This window comes from Streptomyces sp. ME02-8801-2C, from assembly GCF_033793965.1.
GTDB lineage: Bacteria > Actinomycetota > Actinomycetes > Streptomycetales > Streptomycetaceae > Streptomyces.
On the sequence record NZ_JARAXP010000006.1, the window covers coordinates 522,942 to 546,515 of the forward strand.

The following is a 23,574-nucleotide window of genomic DNA, read 5'->3' on the forward strand; positions in this document are numbered from 1 at the left end:
CCCACGCTGGACACCTGCCGCCTCGACGCCCCTCAGACGGCGACGCCACCGTCCTTGACCGCCCCGACGAACGCCGCCCAGCCATGCACCGAGAACCCATCGCGAAGCACAGCCTCTGGACTGGTGAGCCCGCATGCTGCGCGCTCCCGGACGGCAGCCACCCCGTGATCGCCGGACGCACTGCCTGGCCGCTTCCTACAAGGCGTTGTCCAGTGTCAGCATGAGCTCGGCGATCCGCCACCCACCGCCGGACCGGCGCAGGCCGAACGTGTAGACCCCGGTCGAGATCACCTGGATGCTCTCGCCGGTGTTCCTCGTCTGCACCAGATAGGCCCGCACCTCAGCGGTGGCGGCGTCTGTCGTGGTGACCACGACATTGCCCAGGTGGTGCCGCACCTTTCCGGTCTGGGCCGTGTGTCCGTCACGGACGAAGTCGAGGACCGCCGCACGTCCGCTGACCGGGCCGAGCACTCCCTGTCCGGGCATCGTGAAGGTCCAGGTGGTGTCTTCGGTCAGGATCGCTTCCAGTTCGGGCACATTCAGTTCGTCCAAGGCGTGGGCGTAGTGCGCCACCACCTGCCGGAGTTCGGCGATCACGAGACCACCGTCAGCACGATCTTGCCTTGGATGTGGCCCTGCGCGGCCCGCGTATGTGCGCTGCCCGCCTCCGGCAGCGAGTAGGTGCTGTCCACCCCGACCTGGAGCTTGCCCTCGTCGAACAGGTGCCCGATCTCGGCGAGCTGGGGGCCGTTGGAACGCACCTGAATGTTCGAGACGGTGATGCCCAGACGCGCCGTCTCTTCCGGGTCGTACTGGGCGAAGAACACCGGAAGCATGGTGCCGCCGCGCTTGAGCACGGTCAGGAAGCGTGAGCTGTGCGGGCCACCGACGGTGTCGATCACCAGGTCGACGCCGCTGACCACGTCCGCGGCCTGTGTCGTGGTGTAGTCGATGAACTCATCGGCGCCGAGCTTCCGCAGGAACTGCTCGTGCCGGCCCGAGGCCACCGCGATGACGTGTGCCCCCTTCCATTTCGCCAACTGCACCGCGAAGTGACCCACTCCACCGGCGGCCCCGTTGACCAGCACGGTCATCCCCGGCGTGATCGGCACCGGCTGGTGCACCTGACCGGTGAATGGAGACGGCACGTCGTGGCCGAGCTCAACCAGGAACTGCCAGGCCGTCAGCACGGCCATCGGTGCCCCGGCCGCCTGCACGTGGTCGATACCGGCCGGCTTGAGAGCAAGGTCCGAAGCAGGCGCGGCCACGTACTCGGCGTACGTCCGGCCGTCGAATCCGGGGAACCGCAGCATGCCGAAGACCTCGTCACCGACGGCGAACCCCGGCACGTCCGGAGCGACCGCCTGGACCACGCCCGACATGTCCGTTCCAGGGATCAGGGGGAACTCCAGCTCCGGCCTCATCTCGGCCGGCATGACCTTCATCCCCTCACGCAGGTACCAGTCCGGCGGGTTGATGCCCACCGCGTGCACCCGGACGAGCACCTCGCCCGGGCCGATCTCGGGAACCGGCACCTCGATGTACCGCAGAACTTCCGGCCCGCCCGCTTCGTGGAACTGGATCGCCTTCATCACGCCTGCCGCTTTCTCGGGGAAACGTTGCTCCCTCAGTCAAGGTCCAGGACGGCACGGCCGTCCAAGACCGGTTCGGCAACCTGCTCATTCCGAAACGGCATGACACGTACGCTGCAAGGGTGAACGATCTCGGACAGGACCTGGAACTGCGGCTCGTGCGCTACTTCACCGTGGTGGCAGCGCACCAGCACTTCGGCCGGGCCGCCGACGAACTGCACGTGGCCCAGCCGGCACTGAGCCGCCAGATCCAACGGCTCGAGAAACATCTCGGCACACGACTGCTGGACCGCATCCCCCAGGGCACCCGGCTCACTCCGGCCGGCCAGACGTTCCTGCCCCGGGCCCAAGCCCTGCTCCAGGCCGCCCGCCAGGCCGAACTGGCCGTGCGCGAACAGGGCCGGACCGAACGAATCGTCATCGGCTACGTCGAGGACCTGGTGGTCACTGCCGCCGTACGGGAACTGCGCCGCCGTCACCCGGACGCCGAGATCGCCACCCGGCATCTGAGCTGCCACGACGTCGGGGCACTGACCGACAAGCGCGTCGACGCCCTGATCGCGCGAGCTCCGCTGCCGCTCGCCGCCGACGACCTGTTCACCACCCCGCTGTACGACGAGCCCCGGATGCTCGTGGTCCCGCACGGCCATCCCCTGGCCGACCGCGAGTCGGTGACCGCGGAAGAACTGGCCGGCGAACAGGCGGCGCCGTGCGCGTTCGAGACCGCGGACTGGACTTCCTACCGAGTCCTCGGCGCCGGCCTGCCGCCGATCGAGAGCTACGAGGACAAGCTCGAACTCGTCGCGAGCGGCGAGGCGATCGCCGTGCTACCGGTCGGCGACCGACGCAGCTCACTGCGTCCCGACCTCGTCACCGTCCCGATCGAGGGCGCTCCCCCCAGCCAGGTCGTCCTGGTCAGCCGCAAAGGCGACCTGAATCCGATGATCAGGAATCTCCGGCTTGCCGCCAAGGCCGTCCTGACCGGGACAGGGCCCGGGCCCGGGGCCGGGTCGGCGATGGCCATGGGCGGCAGGTCTCCCAGGGCATGCTGAGCCGGTGTCCGGGCCCTGCGCGATGTGGCCGCCGGGCTGGCGGTGTCTGTCCGGGGAGCTGGTGCAGGACCTCCACGGAAGTCCTCCAGGACGGGGCGGTCGGCGATGAAGCAGAAACCCCACGGCGCGAGCCGTAGGACTCCCCCTCGTTCACGAGGGGGAGGAAGTCAAGTGAGGATGCTGGGCATGTCCGGTCGTGCGCTGAGTTTCGGAGTGGTGGCGGAAGCCTACGAACGGTTCCGGCCGGGGTATCCCGTCGAGCTGTTCGACATGGTGATGGCGTACGCGGGCCATCCGGTTCGGACCGCCCTCGAGATCGGCGCCGGGACCGGCAAGGCGACGCGTCTGTTCGCTCAGCGGGGGGTCATGGTGACCGCTACCGAGCCTGACAAGTCCATGCTCGCCGAGCTGCGCAAGCACGTGCCGACGGACGTCAGGACGGTGCAGGCCGCGTTCGAGGATCTGCGACCGAATGGTGAGCGGTTCGGGCTGGTCTACGCGGCAGCGGCGCTGCACTGGACGAACCCGGAGGGCCGGTGGTCACGCGTGGCCGAACTGCTGGAGCCGGGTGGCGTGTTCGCCTCGTGCGGCGGGCCGTTCCGGCTGGCCGACCCGGCTGTGGAGGACGCCGTTCGCGCGGCGCGAGCCCCGTTCCTGGAGAGCGACGAGATACCGTCCCCGGACGGGACGCCTCCGGACCACGACATGCAGTGGCCGGGTACGGAGCTGCGACGGTCCGAGTGGTTCACCGACGTTCAGCAGTCCGTGATCGAACGGCGCGTGACGGTGAGCGCCCGCGACTACGTCGGTCATCTCTCCACCGTCTCGGCCTATCTCGTCCTGCCGGCCGCGGAGCGGGACCAGGTGTTCCGGCAGATCGCGCGGGTACTGCCGGACACCGTCGACATGACCGCCGACATCACCGTCCATCTCGCGCGTCGGCGCCGCGAAGACTGATCCGGGCCCCCTCTCATAGGAAAGAATCAGTGAAGCTCACCCAGCCCCAGCCCCGCCCGAGCAACGGAGCCCCCACCCATGTCCCTCGCCCGCGTCCACAACTTCACCATCTCGCTCGACGGCTTCGGCACCGGCGAGGGCCAGTCCCTCGACGCGCCGTTCGGTCACGCCGGTGAGCGGCTGCACCAGTGGATGTTCACCACCCGGTTCTGGCACGAGATGACCGGCTCACCCGGCGGGACCGGTGGCGTCGACGACGCCTTCGCCCAGCAGTTCGCCCCCGGGATCGGCGCCGAGATCATGGGCGCCGGGAAGTTCGGCCCGCCCGGATGGCACGAGGACCCGGAGTGGAAAGGCTGGTGGGGTCCCAACCCTCCGTTCCACACCCCCACCTTCATCCTCACCCACCACCCGCGTCCCTCGATCGAGATGGAGGGCGGCACGACGTTCCACTTCCTGGACACGTCACCCGCCAAGGCGCTCGAGGCGGCCCGCGATGCGGCGGGCGGCCAGGATGTGCGGATCGGCGGCGGCCCCACCGTGGTCCGCGACTTCCTCGCCGCCGGACTGATCGACCACCTGCACACCGTGGTCGTCCCGGTCCTGCTCGGCCGGGGCGTACGCCTCTGGGACGGCCTGGAGGACCTCGAGAAGGACTACCAGGTCGAGGCCACCTCCTCGCCCACCGGAGTCACCCACGTGACCTTCACCCGTACGGCCGGCTGAACCGACCCAGGCCCCGCCTCAGAAAAAGACCGCCTCAGAGGAAGACCGCCTCAGAAAAAGACCCCGCACCGCAGCAACACATTCGCGTACGGCCGGGCCTCCCCCGTCCGTACGACCAGCCGTGCCCCCGCCGACAGCTTCTTGAGCCGCTCGTGCGTGACGAGCGTGAGGTCGGGGCCGGGGAAGCGCCCCTCCAGCAGCTTCGCCGCCCCCGGATTCGCCTCCCTTACCTCCGTCGCCGCTGTCGCACCCTCCACCACCAGCTCGCTCAGCAACCCGTCGAGGACCTCCGCGAAGGACGGCACCCCGGCCCGGAAGGCGAGGTCGACGACGCGCGGCCCGGCCGGGATCGGCATCCCGGCGTCGCACACCAGCACCCCGTCACCGTGGCCCAACTCGGCGAGCGCGCCCGAGAGATGACGGTTCAGGATTCCTCCCCGCTTCACAGCGCGTCGACCTCCTCGGCCGTGGGGAACGACTCCTGGGCGCCCGCCCGCGTCACCGCCGCCGCGCCCACCCGGGCCGCGTACGCCGCCGCCTCGGCCAACGACTCGCCCGCACCCAGCCGCCACGCCAGCGCGGCGGTGAACGCGTCGCCCGCCCCCGTCGTGTCCACGGCGTCCACCGGCACCGACGGCACCCGCACCCGCTCCCCGGCCCGTACGGCGATCAGCGCGCCCTCCGCGCCCAGCGTGATGACGACCGAGCGCGGCCCCAGCGCCAGCAGCGTCTTCGCCCAGTCCTCCGGCGAGTCGCCCAGCTCGGCGTCCGCACCGGCGATCACCCGGGCCTCGTGCTCGTTGACGATCAACGGGTCGCAGGCCGCCAGCACTTCACGCGGCAACGGGCGCGGAGGCGACGGGTTGAGGACGAACCGCCCCTCGGGGGACAGGTTCCGGACGACCTCCACGACCGACTCGAGCGGAATCTCCAGCTGCGCGGACACCACCCGGGCCGCCTGGAACAGGCTCCCGGCGGCCCGGACATCCCCGGGCACCAGCCGCCCGTTGGCACCCGGTGACACCACGATGCTGTTGTCGCCGGAGGGGTCCACCGTGATCAGCGCGACCCCCGTGGGCGCCCCGCCGACCAGGACACCCACCGTGTCGACACCGGCGTCCCGCAGCGAGTCGAGCAGCAGACGTCCGTGGTCGTCGTTGCCGACCCGGGCGAGGAGGGCCGTACGTGCCCCCAACCGGGCTGCGGCGACCGCCTGGTTCGCGCCCTTGCCCCCCGGGTGGACGACCAGGTCGGACCCGAGCACCGTCTCACCGGCCGCGGGCCGCCGCTCGACCACGGTGACCAGGTCGGCGTTGGCCGATCCCACGACCAGCAGGTCGTAGTCGTACATGAAGAGTCTCCCCATACAGATCATTTGTACCGGCTGACGGACGGTCAGTCGGCAAAACGCCCGGTTCGGTCGGCCGGTCCGGCAGCGGGCAGGCCGGGCGGCCTCGACAAAGAGGCGCCGCCCGGCCGTTCCCGCTCTCCCCGCTACCCCTGGTGGGGGGCGGGCTCAGCCGCCGAACGCCGCCACGTTCTCCTTCGTGACCACCTTCACCGGCACCATCACCGCCTTCTCGACATCCTTCTTCTCGGCAACTCGCAGCGCGTTCTGCACCGCGATCCTCCCGAGCTCCTTCGGCTGCTGGGCCACCGACGCGTACAGCGAGCCGTCCGCGACCGCCTTCAGCCCGTCGGGTGTGCCGTCGAAACCGATGACCTGCACCGACTTGCCGGCCTTGCTGCCGAGCGCCTTGATCGCGCCGAGCGCCATCTCGTCGTTCTCGGCGAAGACACCGGTGATACCGGGGTTGGCCTGGAGGAGGTTGGTCATGACGTCGAGGCCCTTGGTGCGGTCCCAGTCGGCGGGCTGCTTGGCGACGACCTTGATGCCCGGGTAGGCCTTCAGCCCTTCGGCGAAGCCGGCCCCGCGCTCACGGCTGGCGGAGGTGCCCGCCTGGCCCTGCAGGACGATGATCTCGCCCTCGCCGCCCAGCTTCTCGGCGAGCGCCTTCGCGGCCAGCTTGCCGCCGGCCGTGTTGTCGGAGGCGACGAGCGTGGCGGTGTCGGCGTTGTTGACCGACCGGTCGACCGCGACGAGTGGGATACCGGACTTGTTCACGGCCCGTGCGGCCGGGCCCGTCGCGTCCGAGTCCACCGGGTTGACGATGATCGCCCCGAGGCCCGAACTGGTGAAGTTCTGCAGCTGGTTGGCCTGCTGGGAGGCGTCGTTCTGGGCGTCCGTGACGGTCAGGTCCACGCCCAGCTTCTTGGCCTCCGCCTGTGCGCCGGCCCGGATCTGCACGAAGAAGGGGTTGTTGAGCGTTGACAGGGACAGGCCCACCTTCTGGCTCGTCGCGGACGACGAGCCACTGTGGAGCAGGGAAGTGGCACCCACGACGGCCGTCGCGACCACAGCGGCAAGGACGTACGTCAGCGCCTGCTTGCGCCGGTCCCCACCACCGGCCGCCCCGGCGGGCGCCACCGTCGCCCCGCTCTTCCTGCGCACCGTGTCGAGCAGCACCGCCAGCGCGATCACGACACCGATGACGACCTGCTGCCAGAACGCGGACACCGAGAGCAGGTTGAGGCCGTTCCTGAGCACCGCCAGGATCAGCGCGCCGATCAGCGTCCCGGACGCCTTACCGGTACCGCCGGCCAGCGAGGCGCCACCGATGACCACCGCCGCGATGGCGTCCAGCTCGTACCCCTGCGCGGCCTGCGGCTGCGCCGAGGACAGCCGCGACGCGAGGACGATGCCCGCGGCGGCGGCGAACAGCCCGGACAGGGCGTAGATCGCCAGCTTCTGCCGCTTCACCCGCAGCCCGGAGAGCCGGGCCGCCTCCTCGTTGCCGCCGATCGCGTACATGGAGCGACCCAGGTACGTACGGCCGAGAATGAACGCGGTGATCAGCCCCATGGCCACCATCACCAGCACGGGCACCGGCAGCCAGCCGCCCAGCGTGTCACCGAGGTGCGAGACCGAGTCGGGGAACGCGATCGGCGAGCCCTGCGAGATCACCAGGGACAGTCCGCGCCCCACCGACAGCATGGCGAGCGTCGCGATGAACGGCGGCAGCTTCCCGTACGAGATCAGGAAGCCGTTGACCAGGCCGCACGCGATGCCGGTGAGGACGGCCAGGACGACCGCCATCGCGACCGGTACGCCCTCCGAAGTCGCCGCCCAGGCAAGGACGGTGGCCGACAGGGCGGCGACCGAACCGACCGACAGGTCGATGCCCGCCGAGACGATCACGAAGGTGACGCCGAAGGCGAGAACGGCCGTCACGGCCGCCTGGACACCCACGTTGAGCAGGTTGTCCGTGGTCAGGAAGTCGCCGGACAGCGCCGACATCGCGATGACGAGGACGATGAGCGCGCTCAGCGCGCCGTTGTCGAGCAGGACGCGGCGCAGGCCGCTCGTGGCGCCACTCGCGCCCGTAGTGCTCTTGAGCGTGTCAGTGGCCACGAGAGCCCTCCACAGCAGTAGTTCCGGAAGTTCCGACAGAGGTGGGTGTGCCGACGGCGAGTGCCATCACGGAATCCTGGGTGGCCTCGGCGGCCGTGAGTTCACCGGCGATCCGGCCCTGTGCCATCACCAGCACCCGGTCGCTCATGCCGAGCACCTCGGGCAGATCGCTGGAGATCATCAGTACGGCGGCGCCGGCGGCCGTCAGCTCGTTGATCAGCTGGTAGATCTCGACCTTCGCGCCGACATCGATCCCGCGCGTCGGCTCGTCGAGGATCAGCACACTGGTGTTCGCGAGCAGCCACTTGCCGATGACGACCTTCTGCTGGTTGCCCCCGGAGAGGGTGCGCACATGCTGGCCGAGCCCGGCCATCCGTACGCCCAGCTGCTCGGCGACCTTCACGGCGGCGGCCCGCTGCCCCTTGAGGTCGACCAGGCCGCCCCTGGTCGCGGCCCGCAGGGTGACCAGGCCGAGGTTCTCCTCCACGGAGGCGTCGAGCACCAGCCCCTGCCCCTTGCGGTCCTCGGGCACGAGCCCGATCCCGGCGGCCATGGCGGCCCCGACATCGCTCCCGCGCACGGCGGCGCCCGCCACGGTCACGGTCCCCTGGTCGTAGGGATCGGCGCCGAACACGGCGCGCGCGACCTCCGTACGCCCGGCCCCGACCAGCCCCGCGATGCCGACGACCTCACCTGCCCGCACCTCGAAGCCCACGTCGTGGAAGACACCGTCCCGGGTGAGCCCCTCGACCTTGAGGAGGGCGGCGCCGGTCTCGGGGGCCTCCCTCGGGTACTGCTGTTCGATCGACCGTCCGACCATCAGCCGTACGAGCTCGTCCGCCGGCGTGTCGGCCGGCACCTGTCCGACGCTCCTGCCGTCCCGGATCACCGTCACCCGGTCGCCCAGGGCGGCGATCTCCTCCAAGTGATGGGTGATGAACACGATCCCGACACCGTCCTCGCGCAGCCTGCGCACAATCGCGAACAGCTTCTCGACCTCCTCGGAGGTGAGCACGGCGGTCGGCTCGTCCATGATCAGGACCCGTGCGTCCAGGCTCAGCGCCTTCGCGATCTCGACCATCTGGAGCCGCGCGATACCGAGTTCACGCACGCGCGCGCGTGGAGACACGTTCACACCCACGCGCTCCAGGAGGACGGCGGCCTCGGCCTCCATCCGCTTGCGGTCGATCACCCCGTAGCGACGCGGCTGCCGCCCCAGGAAGATGTTCTCGGCGACCGTCAGATCGGGGACCAGGTTGAACTCCTGGTAGATGGTGGCGATCCCGAGCCGTTCGGAATCCTGCGCCCCGTGGATACGGGTCTCCTCGCCGTCGACGAGGACTCGGCCGGCATCGGGGCGGTAGGCGCCGGAGAGCATCTTGATGAGGGTGCTCTTGCCCGCGCCGTTCTCCCCGAGCAGTACGTGCACCTCGCCCCGGCGCAGCTCGAAGTCGACGCCGTCGAGCGCGACCACACCGGGGAAGGACTTCCGTATGCCTTCGATGCGCAGCAACTCGTCCGGGTTGCTCACGGCTGGCTCCTGTTCGTCACGGGGGGCTGTGCAGAGGGGGTCGCGGGGGCCGGCTCACCGCACGACCGCCGTACGACGAGACGCGCGGCCAGCGTCACGGACTGCGGGGGCCGTCCCTCGATCAGGTCGACCAGCGCCCGGACGGCGGCCCGCCCCAGCTCGCCGGTCGGCTGCGCTATGGCCGTGACCGGCGGATCGGTGTGCACGAACCAGGGGATGTCGTCGAAGGCCGCGAGCGCGATGTCCCGCGGAACACGCATCCCACGCGCGCGTACGGCGTCCAGGGCGCCCAGCGCCATCAGGTTGTCGGCCGCGAAGACGACCTCGGGCGGCTCGGCCAGGTCGAGGAAGGCGTCCGTCACCCGGCGCCCGCTCTCGGCCTGGAAGTCGCCCTGCCCGATGTAGGCGTCGGGCAGCGGCAGTCCGTACTCGGCCAGGGCCTCCCTGAAGGCCTCGACGCGCTCACTGCCGGTGGTGGTGGCCGCCGGACCCGCGATGATCGCGAGCCGCCGGTGACCGAGCCCGTACAGGTGGGAGACGAGATCCCGGACCGCTGAGCGCCCGTCCGCCCGTACGACCGGCACGTCCACGCCCGGGATCCAGCGGTCCACGAAGACCATCGGGGTGCCCCCGCGCGCGGTGTCGAGCATGAGCGGGGAGCCGCCGTCGGTGGGGGAGACGAGGAGGCCGTCGATACGGCGGTCCAGCAGGGTCCGTACGTGGTGGTCCTGGAGGTCGGGGCGTTCGTCGGCGTTGCCGATGATCACGCTGTAGCCGAGGGCGCGGGCCTCCTCCTCGACCGAGCGGGCCAGGGTCGCGAAGTAGGGGTTCAGCACATCGCTGATGACCAGGCCGAGGGTGCGGGTCTGGTCGGTGCGCAGGGAACGGGCGAGGGTGTTCGGGCGGTAGCCCAGCGTCTCGACGGCGGCCAGCACGCGCGTGCGTGCGTCCTCGCTGACCGACGGATGGTCGTTCAGGACCCGCGACACCGTGGCGACGGACACGCCCGCCTCGGCGGCGACGTCCTTGATGCTCGCCATCGCCGGACCACCTCCTTGTGGTTCCGTAGCCGCGTGGAATCGATTACACGGCTGTTCGAGGACTGATGGAATCGATTACAAACGAATAAATCAAGCCCCTGGCCGATTCCCGATACCGGATCGTGATGGGCGCCGCCCGGGCTCCGTGCGGTCGCGGACCCGGGTCGGCGGGGGCCACGCTGGAGGGGGAGCAGCCTGCTCCTGGGTCTGTCCATGGCCCGTCCGGGGCCTGCGAGGGCCGTCACGGGCCGGAGCGGAGGAGTCATGACGGCAACGACCCGGCACGACACGCCCGTCGCACTCGAAGGCGATGGCGTGGAACTGCGGACACAGGTGATCGGCGGAGGCTTCTCGGTCGGTTACGTGACCCTCCCCGAGGGCGTGCACATGGGCCCGGCGTTCAAGGGCCTGCCCGGCGACGCCTGTCAGTGCCCGCACTGGGGCTGCCTGCTCAAGGGCCGGCTGCTGATGCACACCGACGAGGGCGAGGAGACGTACGAGGCGGGCCAGGCGTACTACTGGGCGCCCGGCCATGTCCCCGAGGCCCTGGAGGACTGCGAGCTGGTGGAGTTCTCCCCGACGGAGGACTTCGAGAAGGTCCTCGACCACATCAGGTCCGCCATGGGGTGAACCCTTTCGCAGGCCGTTGTCCCCAGGCCCCGGCCGACTGTCGGTGCCGGGCGGTAGCGTCGGATCATGTCGAATCAGGCGGGCGGTCCGAAGCAGGCGGGGCGGGGGGAACGGCAACTGGCCGTCCTCGAAGGCGTCCTGGAGCGGATCACGTACGCCAACGAGGACAACGGGTACACGGTCGCCCGGGTCGACACCGGCCGCGGCGGCGGCGACCTCCTCACCGTCGTGGGCGCGCTGCTCGGCGCCCAGGTCGGCGAGTCGCTGCGGATGGAGGGCCGCTGGGGCTCCCACCAGCAGTACGGCAAGCAGTTCACCGTCGAGAACTACACGACCGTCCTGCCCGCCACCGTCCAGGGCATCCGCCGCTATCTCGGGTCGGGACTGGTGAAGGGCATCGGCCCCATCTTCGCCGACCGGATCACCCAGCACTTCGGCCTGGACACCCTGCGGATCATCGAGGAGGAGCCCAAGCGGCTCATCGAGGTGCCGGGCCTCGGCCCCAAGCGCACGAAGAAGATCGCCGACGCCTGGGAGGAACAGAAGGCGATCAAGGAGGTCATGCTCTTCCTCCAGACCGTCGAGGTCTCCACCTCGATCGCCGTGCGCATCTACAAGAAGTACGGCGACGCCTCGATCTCGGTCGTCAAGAACCAGCCCTACCGCCTCGCGTCCGACGTCTGGGGCATCGGCTTCCTCACCGCCGACAAGATCGCCCAGTCCGTCGGCATCCCGCACGACAGCCCCGAGCGCGTCAAGGCGGGCCTCCAGTACGCCCTTTCGCAGGCCACCGACCAGGGCAACTGTTACCTCCCCGAGGAACGGCTGATCGCGGACGCGGTCAAACTCCTCCAGGTCGACACGGGCCTAGTCATCGAGTGCCTCGCCGAACTCGCGGCACCCCCGGAGGAGGGCGAGGACCCCGGAGTCGTACGGGAGAAGGTCCCGGGTCCGGACGGCGACTCGGAACCGGTGACGGCCGTCTACCTGGTCCCCTTCCACCGCGCCGAACTCTCCCTCTCCGCCCAGCTGTTGCGCCTCCTGCGCACCGGCGAGGACCGGATGCCCGTCTTCCACGACGTGGCCTGGGACAAGGCGCTGGCCTGGCTCCAGAGCCGTACGGGAGCCGATCTCGCCCCCGAGCAGGAGGCGGCCGTCCGGCTCGCGCTGACGCAGAAGGTCGCGGTCCTCACCGGCGGACCGGGCTGCGGCAAGTCCTTCACGGTCCGCTCGATCGTGGAGCTGGCCCGCGCCAAGAAGGCCAAGGTCGTTCTCGCCGCCCCGACCGGCCGCGCAGCCAAACGCCTCGCCGAACTCACCGGCGCCGAGGCGTCCACCGTCCACCGCCTCCTCGAACTGAAACCCGGCGGCGACGCGGCCTACGACCGGGACCGCCCGCTCGACGCCGACCTGGTGGTGGTGGACGAGGCCTCGATGCTGGACCTGCTGCTCGCCAACAAGCTGGTGAAGGCGGTGGCCCCGGGAGCGCACCTGCTGTTCGTCGGGGACGTGGACCAACTCCCCAGCGTCGGCGCGGGCGAAGTCCTGCGGGACCTGCTCGCCGAGGGCAGCCCGGTCCCCGCCGTCCGGCTCACCAAGGTCTTCCGGCAGGCCCAGCAGTCGGGCGTCGTGACGAACGCGCACCGGATCAACTCCGGGCAGCATCCGCTCACGGACGGCATGAAGGACTTCTTCCTCTTCGTCGAGGACGACACGGAGGAGGCCGGCCGGCTCACCGTGGATGTGGCTGCACGACGAATTCCGGCCAAGTTCGGCCTCGATCCCCGACGGGACGTCCAGGTGCTCGCGCCGATGCACCGGGGCCCGGCGGGCGCCGGCAACCTCAACGGGCTGCTCCAGCAGGCGATCACTCCGGGGCGTCCCGGCCTCCCCGAGAAGCGGTTCGGCGGCCGGGTCTTCCGGATCGGCGACAAGGTCACCCAGATCCGCAACAACTATGACAAGGGCGAGAACGGCGTCTTCAACGGCACCGTCGGCGTCGTCACCTCCCTCGACGAGGTGGAGCAGCGCCTCACCGTACTGACGGACGAGGACGAGGAAGTGCCGTACGACTTCGATGAGCTGGACGAACTCGCCCACGCGTACGCCGTGACCATCCACCGTTCCCAGGGCAGCGAGTACCCGGCGGTGGTCATCCCGGTCACCACGGGCGCGTGGATGATGCTCCAGCGCAACCTTCTGTATACGGCCGTCACCCGGGCCAAGAAGCTGGTGGTCCTGGTCGGTTCCCGCAAGGCGATAGGCCAGGCGGTGCGCACGGTGTCGGCTGGACGGCGCTGCACCGCACTGGACTTCAGGCTGAAGTCGTAGCCGTTGCGGGCCGAAGTCGCCGTGATCGCCAAAAATGATCGATCAAATGAGTCACAAAGGTCACAGAGCACTTCCGGAACCAGGTCGGAGGGGGGCAGGATGAGTTAGTTGGCGGCACTGAGTGCCGCCAATAGGCCCAATGGTCGACCCCGAGTGCACTCTCCTGCGCCAAATGGGGGATGGTAGAGACAGTCAGGGCACCTCGAAGAAGAGGCACAACGTCGGTGAGGGATGACGTGAGCGAGCACACCAACAACGCTGTAGTACTGCGGTTCGGCGACGGCGAGTACACCTACCCGGTGATCGACAGCACCGTCGGCGACAAGGGCTTCGACATCGGGAAGCTCCGCGCTCAGACCGGTCTGGTGACGCTGGACAGCGGCTACGGCAACACCGCCGCCTATAAATCCGCGATCACCTACCTCGACGGTGAGGAGGGCATCCTCCGGTACCGCGGGTACCCCATCGAGCAGCTCGCCGAGCGGTCCACCTTCCTCGAGGTGGCGTTCCTGCTGATCAACGGTGAGCTTCCGACCGTCGACGAGCTCTCCGTGTTCAAGAACGAGATCACGCAGCACACCCTGCTGCACGAGGACGTCAAGAACTTCTACCGCGGTTTCCCGCGCGACGCGCACCCGATGGCGATGCTGTCGTCGGTGGTCTCGGCGCTGTCGACGTTCTACCAGGACAGCCACAACCCGTTCGACGAGAAGCAGCGCAACCTTTCGACGATCCGGCTGCTCGCCAAGCTTCCGACCATCGCCGCGTACGCGTACAAGAAGTCGATCGGTCACCCCTTCGTCTACCCGCGCAACGACCTCGGTTACGTCGAGAACTTCCTGCGCATGACGTTCTCGGTGCCGGCGCAGGAGTACGACCTCGACCCGGTCGTCGTCTCCGCCCTCGACAAGCTGCTGATCCTGCACGCCGACCACGAGCAGAACTGTTCGACGTCGACGGTCCGTCTGGTCGGCTCCTCCCAGGCCAACATGTTCGCGTCGATCTCGGCCGGTATCTCCGCGCTCTGGGGCCCGCTGCACGGCGGCGCCAACCAGTCCGTGCTGGAGATGCTCACGGGCATCCAGGCGGGCGGCGGCGACGTCGACTCCTTCATCCGCAAGGTGAAGAACAAGGAGGACGGCGTCCGCCTGATGGGCTTCGGCCACCGGGTGTACAAGTCCTTCGACCCGCGCGCGAAGATCATCAAGGCCGCCGCGCACGACGTCCTCTCGGCTCTCGGCAAGTCCGACGAGCTGCTGGACATCGCGTTGAAGCTGGAGGAGCACGCGCTCTCCGACGACTACTTCGTCTCGCGCAACCTCTACCCGAACGTCGACTTCTACACGGGCCTCATCTACCGCGCGATGGGCTTCCCGACCGAGATGTTCACGGTCCTGTTCGCCCTGGGCCGCCTCCCGGGCTGGATCGCCCAGTGGCACGAGATGATCAAGGAGCCCGGTTCGCGCATCGGGCGCCCGCGCCAGATCTACACGGGCGTGGTGGAGCGGGACTTCGTGCCGGTCGAACAGCGTTGACGGACGTGCCGGTGACGGGGCTGGTTTTTTAGGGGCGCGGGGCCGCATCGATTTGCGGCTCCGCCGCGGGGCGCGACCAGCCCCCACCGGCCGAAAGCCGGCAACGATCCGTAGCTCCAGCAAGAACCCGCAAAAGCGGAAGGCGCCCTGTCGACGGTCCCCCCACGGGCCGGCGTACAGGGCGCCTTCCCATGTCCCGGTGCGGATTCCCCCCACGGGATCCGGCCGGGCGTTTCGGAGGACAGCGCCTGAATTCGCTATCACTGGTGTGCAGGCTGCCGGGGCAACCGTTGTTGTGCGTACCGCCATAGTGACGGCTGTTGAGCAAAACGAGCAAAACTCGTCGTACTCCTGCTGTGTGCGGTCTGCCGGGACGCGCACGCTGGGGTGGGCCGCTCAAGCTTCCCGGTGTACGTGTCCCGGCAACGCATTTCCGAGGACGTCCCCCAAGACATCCTCAGACGTCAGCCTGCGCCCCCCAAGACGCTGGTCCGACATCGCCAACTTAGACCTTCGAAGCCCTTCGATGGTTACCTTCACAGCAGTGTGATCTGCGTCTCTCGCAGCGTCCTCGGATACGCCAGATCCCGGTTGTCGCGACCGGGGCCCAAGCGTAAGGAAGATGCGGGAGCCTTGTGAAGAGCTTATGTGAGGCTCGCGCCGGACTCCATAGGGGCTATGGCATCTACTTGTGCGTACTGCCGGTAACTTCGGCAGGTCGGGGGCCGATCTCAGCGGAACGTGCGCAGTCGGAGGCTGTTCGTCACCACGAACACCGAGGAGAAGGCCATCGCCGCCCCCGCGATCATCGGATTGAGCAGTCCGGCGGCGGCCAGGGGCAGCGCGGCCACGTTGTAGCCGAAGGCCCACACCAGGTTGCCCTTGATGGTCGCGAGCGTCTTCCGTGACAGCCGGATGGCGTCGGCGGCCACCCGCAGGTCCCCGCGCACCAGCGTCAGATCGCTCGCCTCGATCGCCGCGTCCGTGCCCGTACCCATCGCCAGGCCCAGATCGGCGGTGGCCAGCGCCGCCGCGTCGTTGACCCCGTCGCCCACCATCGCGACGGTCCGCCCCTCGCCCCGCAGTCGCCGTACGACGTCGACCTTCTCCTCGGGCAGGACCTCCGCGAACACCTGGTCGATACCGACCACCTTCGCCACCGCCTCCGCGACCGCCCGGTTGTCCCCGGTCAGCAGCATCGGCGTCAGCCCCAGCGAGCGCAGCTCGCGCACGGCCTCGGCGCTGGTCTCCTTGACCGCGTCGGCGACGGTGAGGACACCGCGCGCCTGCCCGTCCCAGGCGACCACGACGGCAGTACGTCCGCTGCTCTCGGCCTCCGCCTTCGCGTGGGCCAGCGCCTGCAGGAGCGGCCCCGACAGCCCGTCCGCGAGCCGTCCGACGGCCACCTCGTGCCCGTCCACCCGCCCGCGTACGCCCCTGCCGGGCACGTTCTCGAAGGCCTCGGCCGCCGGCAGCGCCCCGACCCGTTCCTCCGCCCCCGCGGCCACCGCTCGGGCGACCGGGTGCTCGGAGGCGTGTTCGAGGGCGCCCGCGAGCCGCAGCACCTGCCGCTCGTCGGTCCCCTCGGCGACGTACACCTCCTGGAGGGTCATCCGGCCGGTGGTGACCGTGCCCGTCTTGTCCAGGACGATCGTGTCGACGCGGCGCGTGGACTCCAGGACCTCCGGACCCTTGATGAGGATGCCGAGCTGCGCCCCGCGCCCGGTGCCGACCATCAGCGCGGTCGGGGTGGCGAGACCCAGCGCGCACGGGCACGCGATGATCAGGACGGCGACGGCGGCGGTGAACGCGGCGACCGTGTCACCCGTGACGCCGAGCCAGACCCCGAACGTACCGAGCGCGATCAGCAGCACCACCGGTACGAAGATCGCGGAGATCCGGTCGGCCAGCCGCTGCACCTCAGCCTTGCCGTTCTGCGCGTCCTCCACCAGCCGGGCCATCCGCGCGAGCTGGGTGTCCGTACCGACCCGGGTGGCCTCGACGACCAGCCGGCCCCCGGCGTTCACGGTCGCGCCCGTGACGGCGTCCCCAGCGCCCACGTCGACCGGCGCGGACTCACCGGTCAGCATCGACGCGTCGACCGCCGAGACACCCTCGACGACCGTACCGTCCGTGGCGATCTTCTCCCCGGGCCGTACGACGAACCGGTCCCCGATCGCCAACTCGCTCACCGGGACCCGCACTTCACGCCCGCCGCGCAGCACGGAGACGTCCTTCGCCCCCAGTTCCATCAGGGCCCGTAGCGCCGCGCCCGAGCGCCGCTTGGCGCGGGCCTCCAGGTAACGCCCGAGCAGGATGAACGCGATGACCCCGGCGGCGACCTCGAGATAGATCTGCGAGGTGCCGCCGCTGCGGGAGGCGGTGAACGAGAAGCTCTCCTGTATCCCCATGCCCTCCATGCCGTCCATCCCCGGCACCGGGGGCCGGCCCGCGTCGCCCCAGAACAGCGCCCACAGGGACCAGCCGTACGCGGCGAGCGTGCCGACCGACACCAGGGTGTCCATGGTGGCCGCGCCGTGTCGGGCGTTGGTGAACGCGGCCCGGTGCAAAGGCAGTCCGCCCCAGACGACGACCGGCGAGGCGAGCGTCAGCGCGAGCCAGTGCCAGTTGTCGAACTGGAGAGCGGGAATCATGGACATCAGGACGACGGGCACGGCGAGCAGTACGGCGACGACGAGCCGCTGCCGCAGACCGGCCAGCTCGGGGTCGTCGTCCCGCTCGGCCGCGGGCGCCTCCGTCACCGCCGGCGGGGGCGGCTCCTCGGCCGTGTACCCCGTCTTCACGACGGTGGCGATGAGGTCGTCGACCCCGACCCCTTCGCCGTACGAGACCTTGGCCTTCTCCGTCGCGTAGTTGACCGTGGCGAAGACGCCGTCCATGCGGTTGAGCTTCTTCTCGACGCGGGCCGCGCAGCTGGCACACGTCATCCCGCCGATGGTCAGCTCGACCTCGTGGGGCGTGACTATCGGGGGCTTCTCGGTGCTGGCACTGGTGCTGGTCATGGTCACCGCGTCCCTACGGGGTCAGGCCCGGCCGGCGAGCTCGAAGCCCGCCTCGTCCACCGCGGCGCGGACGGCGGCCTCATCGAGCGGGGCCTCGGACACCACGGTGACCTCGCCGGTGGCGGCGACGGCCTTCACCGAGGTGACCCCGGCGAGCTCGGAGATCTCGGCCGAGACCGAGCCCTCGCAGTGCCCGCAGCTCATACCGGTCACCTGGTAGACGGCGGTGACGGAACCGGGGGTGTCGGTCTGGGCGGTCATGTCGTTGCTCCTCTTCGAGGTGTGGCTCACGAGCCTTGTGAGTCTCACCCTACTATACCCCTGGGGGGTACTCGTCTCGCGACAGTGGCAAGATCTCCGGTACGGGGACGACGACGGCGACGCGAGGGTGAGGACGAGGGCGTATGCGCGCGGTGGTGTTCGAGCGGTACGGGGAGCCGGCCGAGGTACGGGAGGTGCCGGACCCGGTGCCCGCGCCGCACGGCGTCGTGGTGCGCGTCGAGGCCACCGGGCTGTGCCGCAGCGACTGGCACGGCTGGATGGGCCACGACCCCGACATCGAGCTGCCGCACGTGCCCGGCCATGAACTCGCCGGTGTCGTCGAGGCGGTCGGCGCCGGGGTGAGCGGCTGGCGGGCCGGCGACCGGGTCACCGTGCCCTTCGTGTGCGCCTGCGGGAGCTGCCCGTCCTGTGCGGCCGGCGACCAGCAGGTGTGCGAACGGCAGACGCAGCCGGGCTTCACGCACTGGGGTTCGTTCGCGGAGTTCGTGGCGCTGGACCACGCCGACGTCAACCTCGTCGCCGTACCCGAGGGGATGTCCTTCGGGACGGCGGCTTCCCTGGGCTGCCGGTTCGCGACGGCGTACCGGGCGGTGGTGCAGCAGGGCCGGGTGGCGGCGGGGGAGTGGGTCGCCGTGCACGGATGCGGGGGTGTGGGCCTGTCCGCGGTGATGATCGCGGCGGCCGCCGGGGCCAGGGTCGTCGCGGTCGACGTGTCGCCCGGAGCGCTGGAACTGGCGCGGAAGTTCGGCGCGGCGGAGTGCGTGAACGCGGCCACGACCGACGACACGGCGGCGGCCGTACGTGAACTGACCGGCGGCGGCGCCCAGTTGTCGCTGGACGCGCTCGGCTCACCGGTGACCTGCGCGGCCTCGGTGAACGGCCTGCGCCGCAGAGGCCGCCACGTCCAGGTGGGCCTGCTCCCGTCATCGACGGGCACAACCCCGGTCCCGATGGCCCGCGCGATCGGCCTGGAACTGGAACTCCTGGGCAGCCACGGCATGGCCGCCCACACCTACCCGCCGATGCTGGAGCTGGTGCGCGCGGGCGTACTGCGGCCGGAGCTGCTGGTCACGTCCACCATCCCGCTGCCCGAGGCTCCGGCCGCGCTGGCCGAGATGGGTACGGCGGCGGGCGCGGGCGTGACGGTCATCGAGCCGTGGCGCTGACCCCGGCCTTGGCCGCCCACTCGTGGTCGAGGATCGCCATCAGCACCTCGTCGGCCCACTCGCCGTCCCGCAACTGGACCTCCCGGCGGGTCCCTTCCACCACGAAGCCGACCTTCTCGTAGACGCGCAGGGCCCGGTGGTTGTGGGCCCAGGCCGCCAACTCGATGCGATGCAGCCCGAGTTGCTCGAAGCCGTAGGCCACGATGAGCCGGGTCGCCTCGGTACCGAGACCGCGTCCACGGCCCCTCGGGCCCAGCAGCGTACGGAAGTTGCAGCTGCGGGCGGCCGGATCCCACTCGTTCAGCACGACCTCGCCCACGAGTTCACCGGTGACGCGGTCGGTGACGGCGAGGTCGAGGCGGTCTGTCTGCGCGGACCGGGAGCCGTACCAGGAACGCAGGCGCTCGAGGGTGATCTCGCTGGTCGGATCGAAGGTGAAGCGGATCACCTCGGGGTCCTCGACGATCTCGGCGATCACCTCGGCATCGGCCTCGGTGAACGGCCGCAGCACAGTCCTGTCGCCGGTGAGGACGGGTTTGACGGAGAAGTCCACGGAGTCGTTGCTCATGCTGCGCACTGTGCCCCACTCGCGAGCGGGGCACAGGTGAATATTCGCAGGCCCTCAGCCCTCGGCTGTCAGTCGTCTCTTCGGCCCCGGTTGCCCGGTCGGGAGGCGACCCACGCCCGGACCGTGTCCGCGTACCAGTAGGGCTTGCCGCTCTCCACGTGGTCGGGCGCCGGCAGCAGACCGTGTTTGCGGTACGAGCGCACGGTGTCCGGCTGGACGCGGATGTGTGCGGCGATCTCTTTGTACGACCAGAGTCGTCGGTCGGTCATCGGTGCACCTCCCTGCGCGCGCGTCACGGAGTCGGCGAGGGTCGGCCGTCGGGGGAGCCGGACGTCGCGCTTGGCGATCACAAAGCCATTGCCCGTTGAACGACCTGTTGTCACCCTGGGTCAGGGCCTGTTGACAAAACGTAACCGACATCCCGAGTACGTGAGACATGCGTGACGGAAAGGGAGCTTTTGTGACGCAAGTGCCGCAAAGACGCACCCCCGCAGACCGGAGTGGCACGTTGACCCGCAGAGCGCACACCGGTAGGGGGGTCGCGGAACGCGCCCCCGTCAGGGGCGCGGGGAACTGCGCGACAAGCCCCCAACGGGCCCGCAGGCAAAAACGGCCCACCCTGCGGAGCTATGCCCCGCAGGACCGCAGAAACGCCCGAGTCCGCTGCGCGATCGGCAGCGGCTTGTCCGGCTCGCACGGATACATGTCCTGCTCGACGATCGCGAACAGATCCACGTCCAGCTTCTGCGCGGCGGCCAGGACCGGACCCAACTCCGGTACGCCGGCCGGGGGTTCGCACATGACACCGCGGGCGACCGCCGGACCGAACGGCACCTCGTTCGCCCGTACGTCCGCGAGGATCTCGGGGTCGACCTGCTTGAGGTGCAGATAGCCGATCCGCTCGCCGTAGGTCTCGATCAGCTTGACGCTGTCGCCGCCGCAGTAGGCGTAGTGACCCGTGTCGAGGCAGAGCGAGACGAGCGACGAGTCCGTGCCGTCCAGGAAGCGTGTGACGTTCGCCTCGCTGTCGATGTGGGTGTCGGCGTGCGGGTGGACGACGATCTGGAGGCCGTACCGCTCCCGCACCTCGTGTCCGAGCCGCTCGGTCAGCGTGGTCAGGTTGCGCCACTGCTCGGGCGTCAGGGTGTCCGGCTCGAGCACCACACCGGTCTTGTCGTCCCGCCAGAAGGACGGGATGACCACCAGGTGGGACGCGCCCATGGCCTGGGCCAGCACCGCGTTGTCCGCGACGTGCGCCCAGGTCTTCTCCCAGACGGATTCGCCGTGGTGGAGCCCGGTGAACACCGTGCCGGCGGACACCTTCAGGCCGCGCTTGGCGGTCTCCTCGGTGAGGACGGCGGGGTCGGTCGGCAGGTACCCGTACGGGCCCAGCTCGATCCACTCGTACCCGGACTGCGAGACCTCGTCGAGGAAGCGCTGCCAGGGAACCTGCTGCGGGTCGTCCGGGAACCACACGCCCCAGGAGTCGGGCGCCGAGCCGACCCGGATGCGCGACAGAGCGGAACCCGAAGAGGAGGAAGGGGACGTAGTCATGGGCGTCAGCTTCAGCCGACGCCCGGACGCGTGTCAAGGTCTGGTCCGAATGTCCGGACAAAGTATTGACAGGGCTCGGTGAGGCGGGCTAGACCTGAGGGCGAGCCGCTGCGCCGATCGGCGTGCCGAACCGATGTGCGAGCCGCGCGAGCCGCGTCAGCCGAAGAAACGCGAAGGGAAGTCGATGGCGTACGACCTGATCACCATGGGGCGGATCGGAGTGGACCTCTATCCACTGCAGACCGGTGTGCCGCTCGCCCAGGTGACGTCCTTCGGAAAGTTCCTCGGCGGTTCGGCGACCAACGTCGCGGTCGCCGCGTCCCGCCTCGGGCGGAGCACCGCGGTGATCACGCGGACCGGCGACGACGCCTTCGGGCGCTATCTGCACGACGCCCTGCGCGACTTCGGTGTGGACGACCGCTGGGTCACGTCGGTCCCCGGCCTCAACACCCCGGTCACCTTCTGCGAGGTGTTCCCGCCGGACGACTTCCCGCTGTACTTCTACCGGCAGCCCAAGGCGCCGGATCTTGAGATCGACGCCCACGAACTGGACCTGGACGCGGTCCGCGAGGCGCGGATCTTCTGGGTCACGGGCACCGGCCTGAGCGAGGAGCCCAGCCGCACGGCGACCCTGGCCGCCCTCGCCCACCGCGCCAAGTCCGGTACGACGGTCTTCGACCTCGACTGGCGCCCCATGTTCTGGAAGGACCCGGAGTCGGCGCGCCCCTTCTACACCGAGGCCCTGCGCCACACCACCGTCGCCGTCGGCAACCTCGACGAGGTGGAGGTGGCGACCGGTGTACGCGAGCCGCACGCCGCCGCCCGCGCCCTCCTGGACGCCGGAGTCGAACTGGCGGTCGTCAAGCAGGGCCCGAAGGGCGTCCTCGCCGTCAACAGCAAGGGCGAGACGGCCGAGGTGCCCCCGCTCCCGGTGAACGTGCTCAACGGCCTCGGCGCCGGTGACGCCTTCGGCGGCTCCCTCTGCCACGGCCTGCTCGAAGGCTGGGACCTGGAGCGCATCATGCGGCACGCCAACGCGGCCGGCGCGATCGTCGCGTCCCGCCTGGAGTGCTCGTCGGCGATGCCCACCCCGGCCGAGGTCGAGGCGGCGCTCGCGGCGGGAGCGGTGCGATGACCTCGACGACCTCGACCGCGTCCATCGACAACGGCACAAGCGCAGGCGCAGTCACCAGCACGGGCACCGGCATAGGCGCCGGCCCCCTCGCCCCGGTGGACCTCGCCGCCCTCGCCACCACCCGAGCCCGGCACCCCGAGGCCATCGCGGAAGCCGCCGCCCGGCGCACGCGCCGCCCCCTCCTCGGGGACTCCGGCCGGCTGATGATCGTCGCCGCCGACCATCCGGCCCGCGGCGCCCTCGGGGTCGGCAACCGCAAGCTGGCCATGGCCAACCGCGCCGAGCTGCTCGAACGCCTGTGCCTCGCGCTGTCCCGCCCCGGTGTCGACGGTGTCCTCGCGACCGCCGACATCCTGGACGACCTGCTCCTTCTCGGCGCCCTGGACGGCAAGGTCGTCATGGGGTCGATGAACCGAGGCGGCCTCTCCGGCGCCGGCTTCGAACTCGACGACCGCTTCACCGGCCACCGTCCCGAGGACATGGTCCGTCTCGGTTTCGACGCCGGCAAGCTGCTCGTGCGCATCGACTACGACGACCCCGGCTCCCTCACCACCCTGGAGTCCACGGCCCACGCGATCGACGCGATGGCCGAGCGGCAACTCCCGCTCTTCGTCGAGCCGTTCATCAGCAGGCGTGGCCCCGACGGCAGGCTCCGCAACGACCTCTCCGCCGAGGCGGTCACCAAGTCGATCGCCATCGCGTCGGGCCTGGGCGGCAGTTCGGCGTACACCTGGCTGAAGCTGCCCGTCACCGAGAATCCGGACGACATGGCCGAGGTCATGCAGACCTCCACCCTGCCCGCCGTGCTGCTCGGCGGCGAGGTCGGGGACGACCAGGAGGGTGCGTACGAGAAGTGGCGCGGCGCGCTCCAACTCCCCACCGTCCAGGGCCTGGTGGTCGGCCGCTCGCTGCTGTACCCGGCGGACGGCGATGTGTCCGCCGCCGTGGACACCGCCGTCGGACTGCTGTGAGGCGCGCGA

The 23,574-nt window shown here is 70.1% G+C and carries 21 protein-coding genes; 9 read left to right on the top strand and 12 right to left on the bottom strand.

Annotated elements, in window-relative coordinates:
* Positions 1-195: 195 nt before the first annotated feature.
* Complete coding sequence (locus PV396_RS22590; protein ID WP_319207232.1) at positions 196-597, bottom strand: nuclear transport factor 2 family protein; 402 nt, start codon at positions 595-597, stop codon at positions 196-198.
* On the bottom strand, positions 594-1,592 hold the full coding sequence (locus PV396_RS22595; RefSeq protein ID WP_319207407.1) for an NADP-dependent oxidoreductase: 999 nt from the start codon (positions 1,590-1,592) through the stop codon (positions 594-596). The genes PV396_RS22590 and PV396_RS22595 overlap by 4 nt, the downstream gene beginning before the upstream one ends.
* Before the next feature lie 122 nt (positions 1,593-1,714).
* On the opposite strand from PV396_RS22595, the gene PV396_RS22600 reads away from it, so the two are divergent.
* The 3 genes from PV396_RS22600 (at position 1,715) to PV396_RS22610 (ending at position 4,327) form a co-directional block, all read left to right on the top strand.
* Positions 1,715-2,644 carry a LysR family transcriptional regulator gene (locus PV396_RS22600; RefSeq protein ID WP_319207235.1) on the top strand — a complete coding sequence of 310 codons (930 nt, stop codon included), beginning with the start codon at positions 1,715-1,717 and terminating at the stop codon, positions 2,642-2,644.
* Positions 2,645-2,830: 186 nt separating this feature from the next.
* Complete coding sequence (locus PV396_RS22605) at positions 2,831-3,601, top strand: class I SAM-dependent methyltransferase (RefSeq protein WP_319207237.1); 771 nt, start codon at positions 2,831-2,833, stop codon at positions 3,599-3,601.
* 78 nt (positions 3,602-3,679) lie between these two features.
* Complete coding sequence (locus tag PV396_RS22610; protein WP_319207238.1) at positions 3,680-4,327, top strand: dihydrofolate reductase family protein; 648 nt, start codon at positions 3,680-3,682, stop codon at positions 4,325-4,327.
* A gap of 50 nt (positions 4,328-4,377) precedes the next feature.
* Here PV396_RS22610 and rbsD read toward each other — a convergent pair whose 3' ends face one another.
* From rbsD to PV396_RS22635, 5 genes are all read right to left on the bottom strand, one after another.
* The gene (gene rbsD, locus PV396_RS22615; RefSeq protein WP_319207239.1) at positions 4,378-4,773 is read right to left on the bottom strand and encodes a D-ribose pyranase; all 396 of its coding nucleotides are present in this window, start codon (positions 4,771-4,773) and stop codon (positions 4,378-4,380) included.
* Positions 4,770-5,678, bottom strand: coding sequence for a ribokinase (locus PV396_RS22620; RefSeq protein WP_319207409.1), 909 nt, complete (start codon positions 5,676-5,678; stop codon positions 4,770-4,772). Before PV396_RS22620 ends, rbsD begins: the two co-directional genes overlap by 4 nt.
* 165 nt (positions 5,679-5,843) lie before the next feature.
* Positions 5,844-7,799, bottom strand: coding sequence for a substrate-binding domain-containing protein (locus PV396_RS22625; protein ID WP_319207240.1), 1,956 nt, complete (start codon positions 7,797-7,799; stop codon positions 5,844-5,846).
* Positions 7,789-9,330, bottom strand: coding sequence for a sugar ABC transporter ATP-binding protein (locus PV396_RS22630; protein ID WP_319207242.1), 1,542 nt, complete (start codon positions 9,328-9,330; stop codon positions 7,789-7,791). Before PV396_RS22630 ends, PV396_RS22625 begins: the two co-directional genes overlap by 11 nt.
* Complete coding sequence (locus PV396_RS22635) at positions 9,327-10,370, bottom strand: LacI family DNA-binding transcriptional regulator (RefSeq protein WP_319207244.1); 1,044 nt, start codon at positions 10,368-10,370, stop codon at positions 9,327-9,329. Before PV396_RS22635 ends, PV396_RS22630 begins: the two co-directional genes overlap by 4 nt.
* Positions 10,371-10,634: 264 nt before the next feature.
* Between PV396_RS22635 and PV396_RS22640 the strand changes: the two genes are divergently transcribed.
* The 3 genes from PV396_RS22640 (at position 10,635) to PV396_RS22650 (ending at position 14,866) form a co-directional block, all read left to right on the top strand.
* Entirely contained in the window at positions 10,635-11,000 is a 366-nt protein-coding gene (locus tag PV396_RS22640; RefSeq protein ID WP_319207246.1) for a hypothetical protein, read from the top strand.
* 66 nt (positions 11,001-11,066) lie between these two features.
* Complete coding sequence (locus tag PV396_RS22645; RefSeq protein WP_319207248.1) at positions 11,067-13,331, top strand: ATP-dependent RecD-like DNA helicase; 2,265 nt, start codon at positions 11,067-11,069, stop codon at positions 13,329-13,331.
* 236 nt (positions 13,332-13,567) lie between these two features.
* Positions 13,568-14,866 carry a citrate synthase gene (locus PV396_RS22650; protein WP_319207250.1) on the top strand — a complete coding sequence of 433 codons (1,299 nt, stop codon included), beginning with the start codon at positions 13,568-13,570 and terminating at the stop codon, positions 14,864-14,866.
* Positions 14,867-15,597: 731 nt separating this feature from the next.
* Here the strand turns inward: PV396_RS22650 and PV396_RS22655 are convergent.
* Both PV396_RS22655 and PV396_RS22660 read right to left on the bottom strand, forming a co-directional pair.
* On the bottom strand, positions 15,598-17,889 hold the full coding sequence (locus tag PV396_RS22655) for a heavy metal translocating P-type ATPase (protein ID WP_319207252.1): 2,292 nt from the start codon (positions 17,887-17,889) through the stop codon (positions 15,598-15,600).
* A gap of 21 nt (positions 17,890-17,910) precedes the next feature.
* The gene (locus PV396_RS22660) at positions 17,911-18,150 is read right to left on the bottom strand and encodes a heavy-metal-associated domain-containing protein (RefSeq protein WP_319207254.1); all 240 of its coding nucleotides are present in this window, start codon (positions 18,148-18,150) and stop codon (positions 17,911-17,913) included.
* Between the two features lie 143 nt (positions 18,151-18,293).
* Here PV396_RS22660 and PV396_RS22665 point away from each other — a divergent pair, with 143 nt between their 5' ends.
* On the top strand, positions 18,294-19,337 hold the full coding sequence (locus PV396_RS22665; protein WP_319207257.1) for a zinc-dependent alcohol dehydrogenase family protein: 1,044 nt from the start codon (positions 18,294-18,296) through the stop codon (positions 19,335-19,337).
* Here the strand turns inward: PV396_RS22665 and PV396_RS22670 are convergent.
* The 3 genes from PV396_RS22670 to PV396_RS22680 all read right to left on the bottom strand — a co-directional run bounded on the left by PV396_RS22670 (position 19,318) and on the right by PV396_RS22680 (position 21,459).
* Positions 19,318-19,905 (bottom strand): GNAT family protein, encoded by a 588-nt coding sequence (locus tag PV396_RS22670; RefSeq protein WP_319207259.1) that lies wholly within the window; start codon positions 19,903-19,905, stop codon positions 19,318-19,320. The genes PV396_RS22665 and PV396_RS22670 overlap by 20 nt on opposite strands.
* Before the next feature lie 68 nt (positions 19,906-19,973).
* On the bottom strand, positions 19,974-20,174 hold the full coding sequence (locus PV396_RS22675; protein ID WP_319207261.1) for a helix-turn-helix transcriptional regulator: 201 nt from the start codon (positions 20,172-20,174) through the stop codon (positions 19,974-19,976).
* Between the two features lie 358 nt (positions 20,175-20,532).
* The gene (locus PV396_RS22680; RefSeq protein WP_319207263.1) at positions 20,533-21,459 is read right to left on the bottom strand and encodes a sugar phosphate isomerase/epimerase; all 927 of its coding nucleotides are present in this window, start codon (positions 21,457-21,459) and stop codon (positions 20,533-20,535) included.
* Positions 21,460-21,643: 184 nt separating this feature from the next.
* Between PV396_RS22680 and iolC the strand changes: the two genes are divergently transcribed.
* Positions 21,644-22,594, top strand: coding sequence for a 5-dehydro-2-deoxygluconokinase (gene iolC, locus PV396_RS22685; protein ID WP_319207264.1), 951 nt, complete (start codon positions 21,644-21,646; stop codon positions 22,592-22,594).
* Positions 22,591-23,565, top strand: a complete 975-nt coding sequence (locus PV396_RS22690; RefSeq protein WP_319207266.1) for a deoxyribose-phosphate aldolase — start codon at positions 22,591-22,593, stop codon at positions 23,563-23,565. Before iolC ends, PV396_RS22690 begins: the two co-directional genes overlap by 4 nt.
* Positions 23,566-23,574 lie beyond the last annotated feature (9 nt).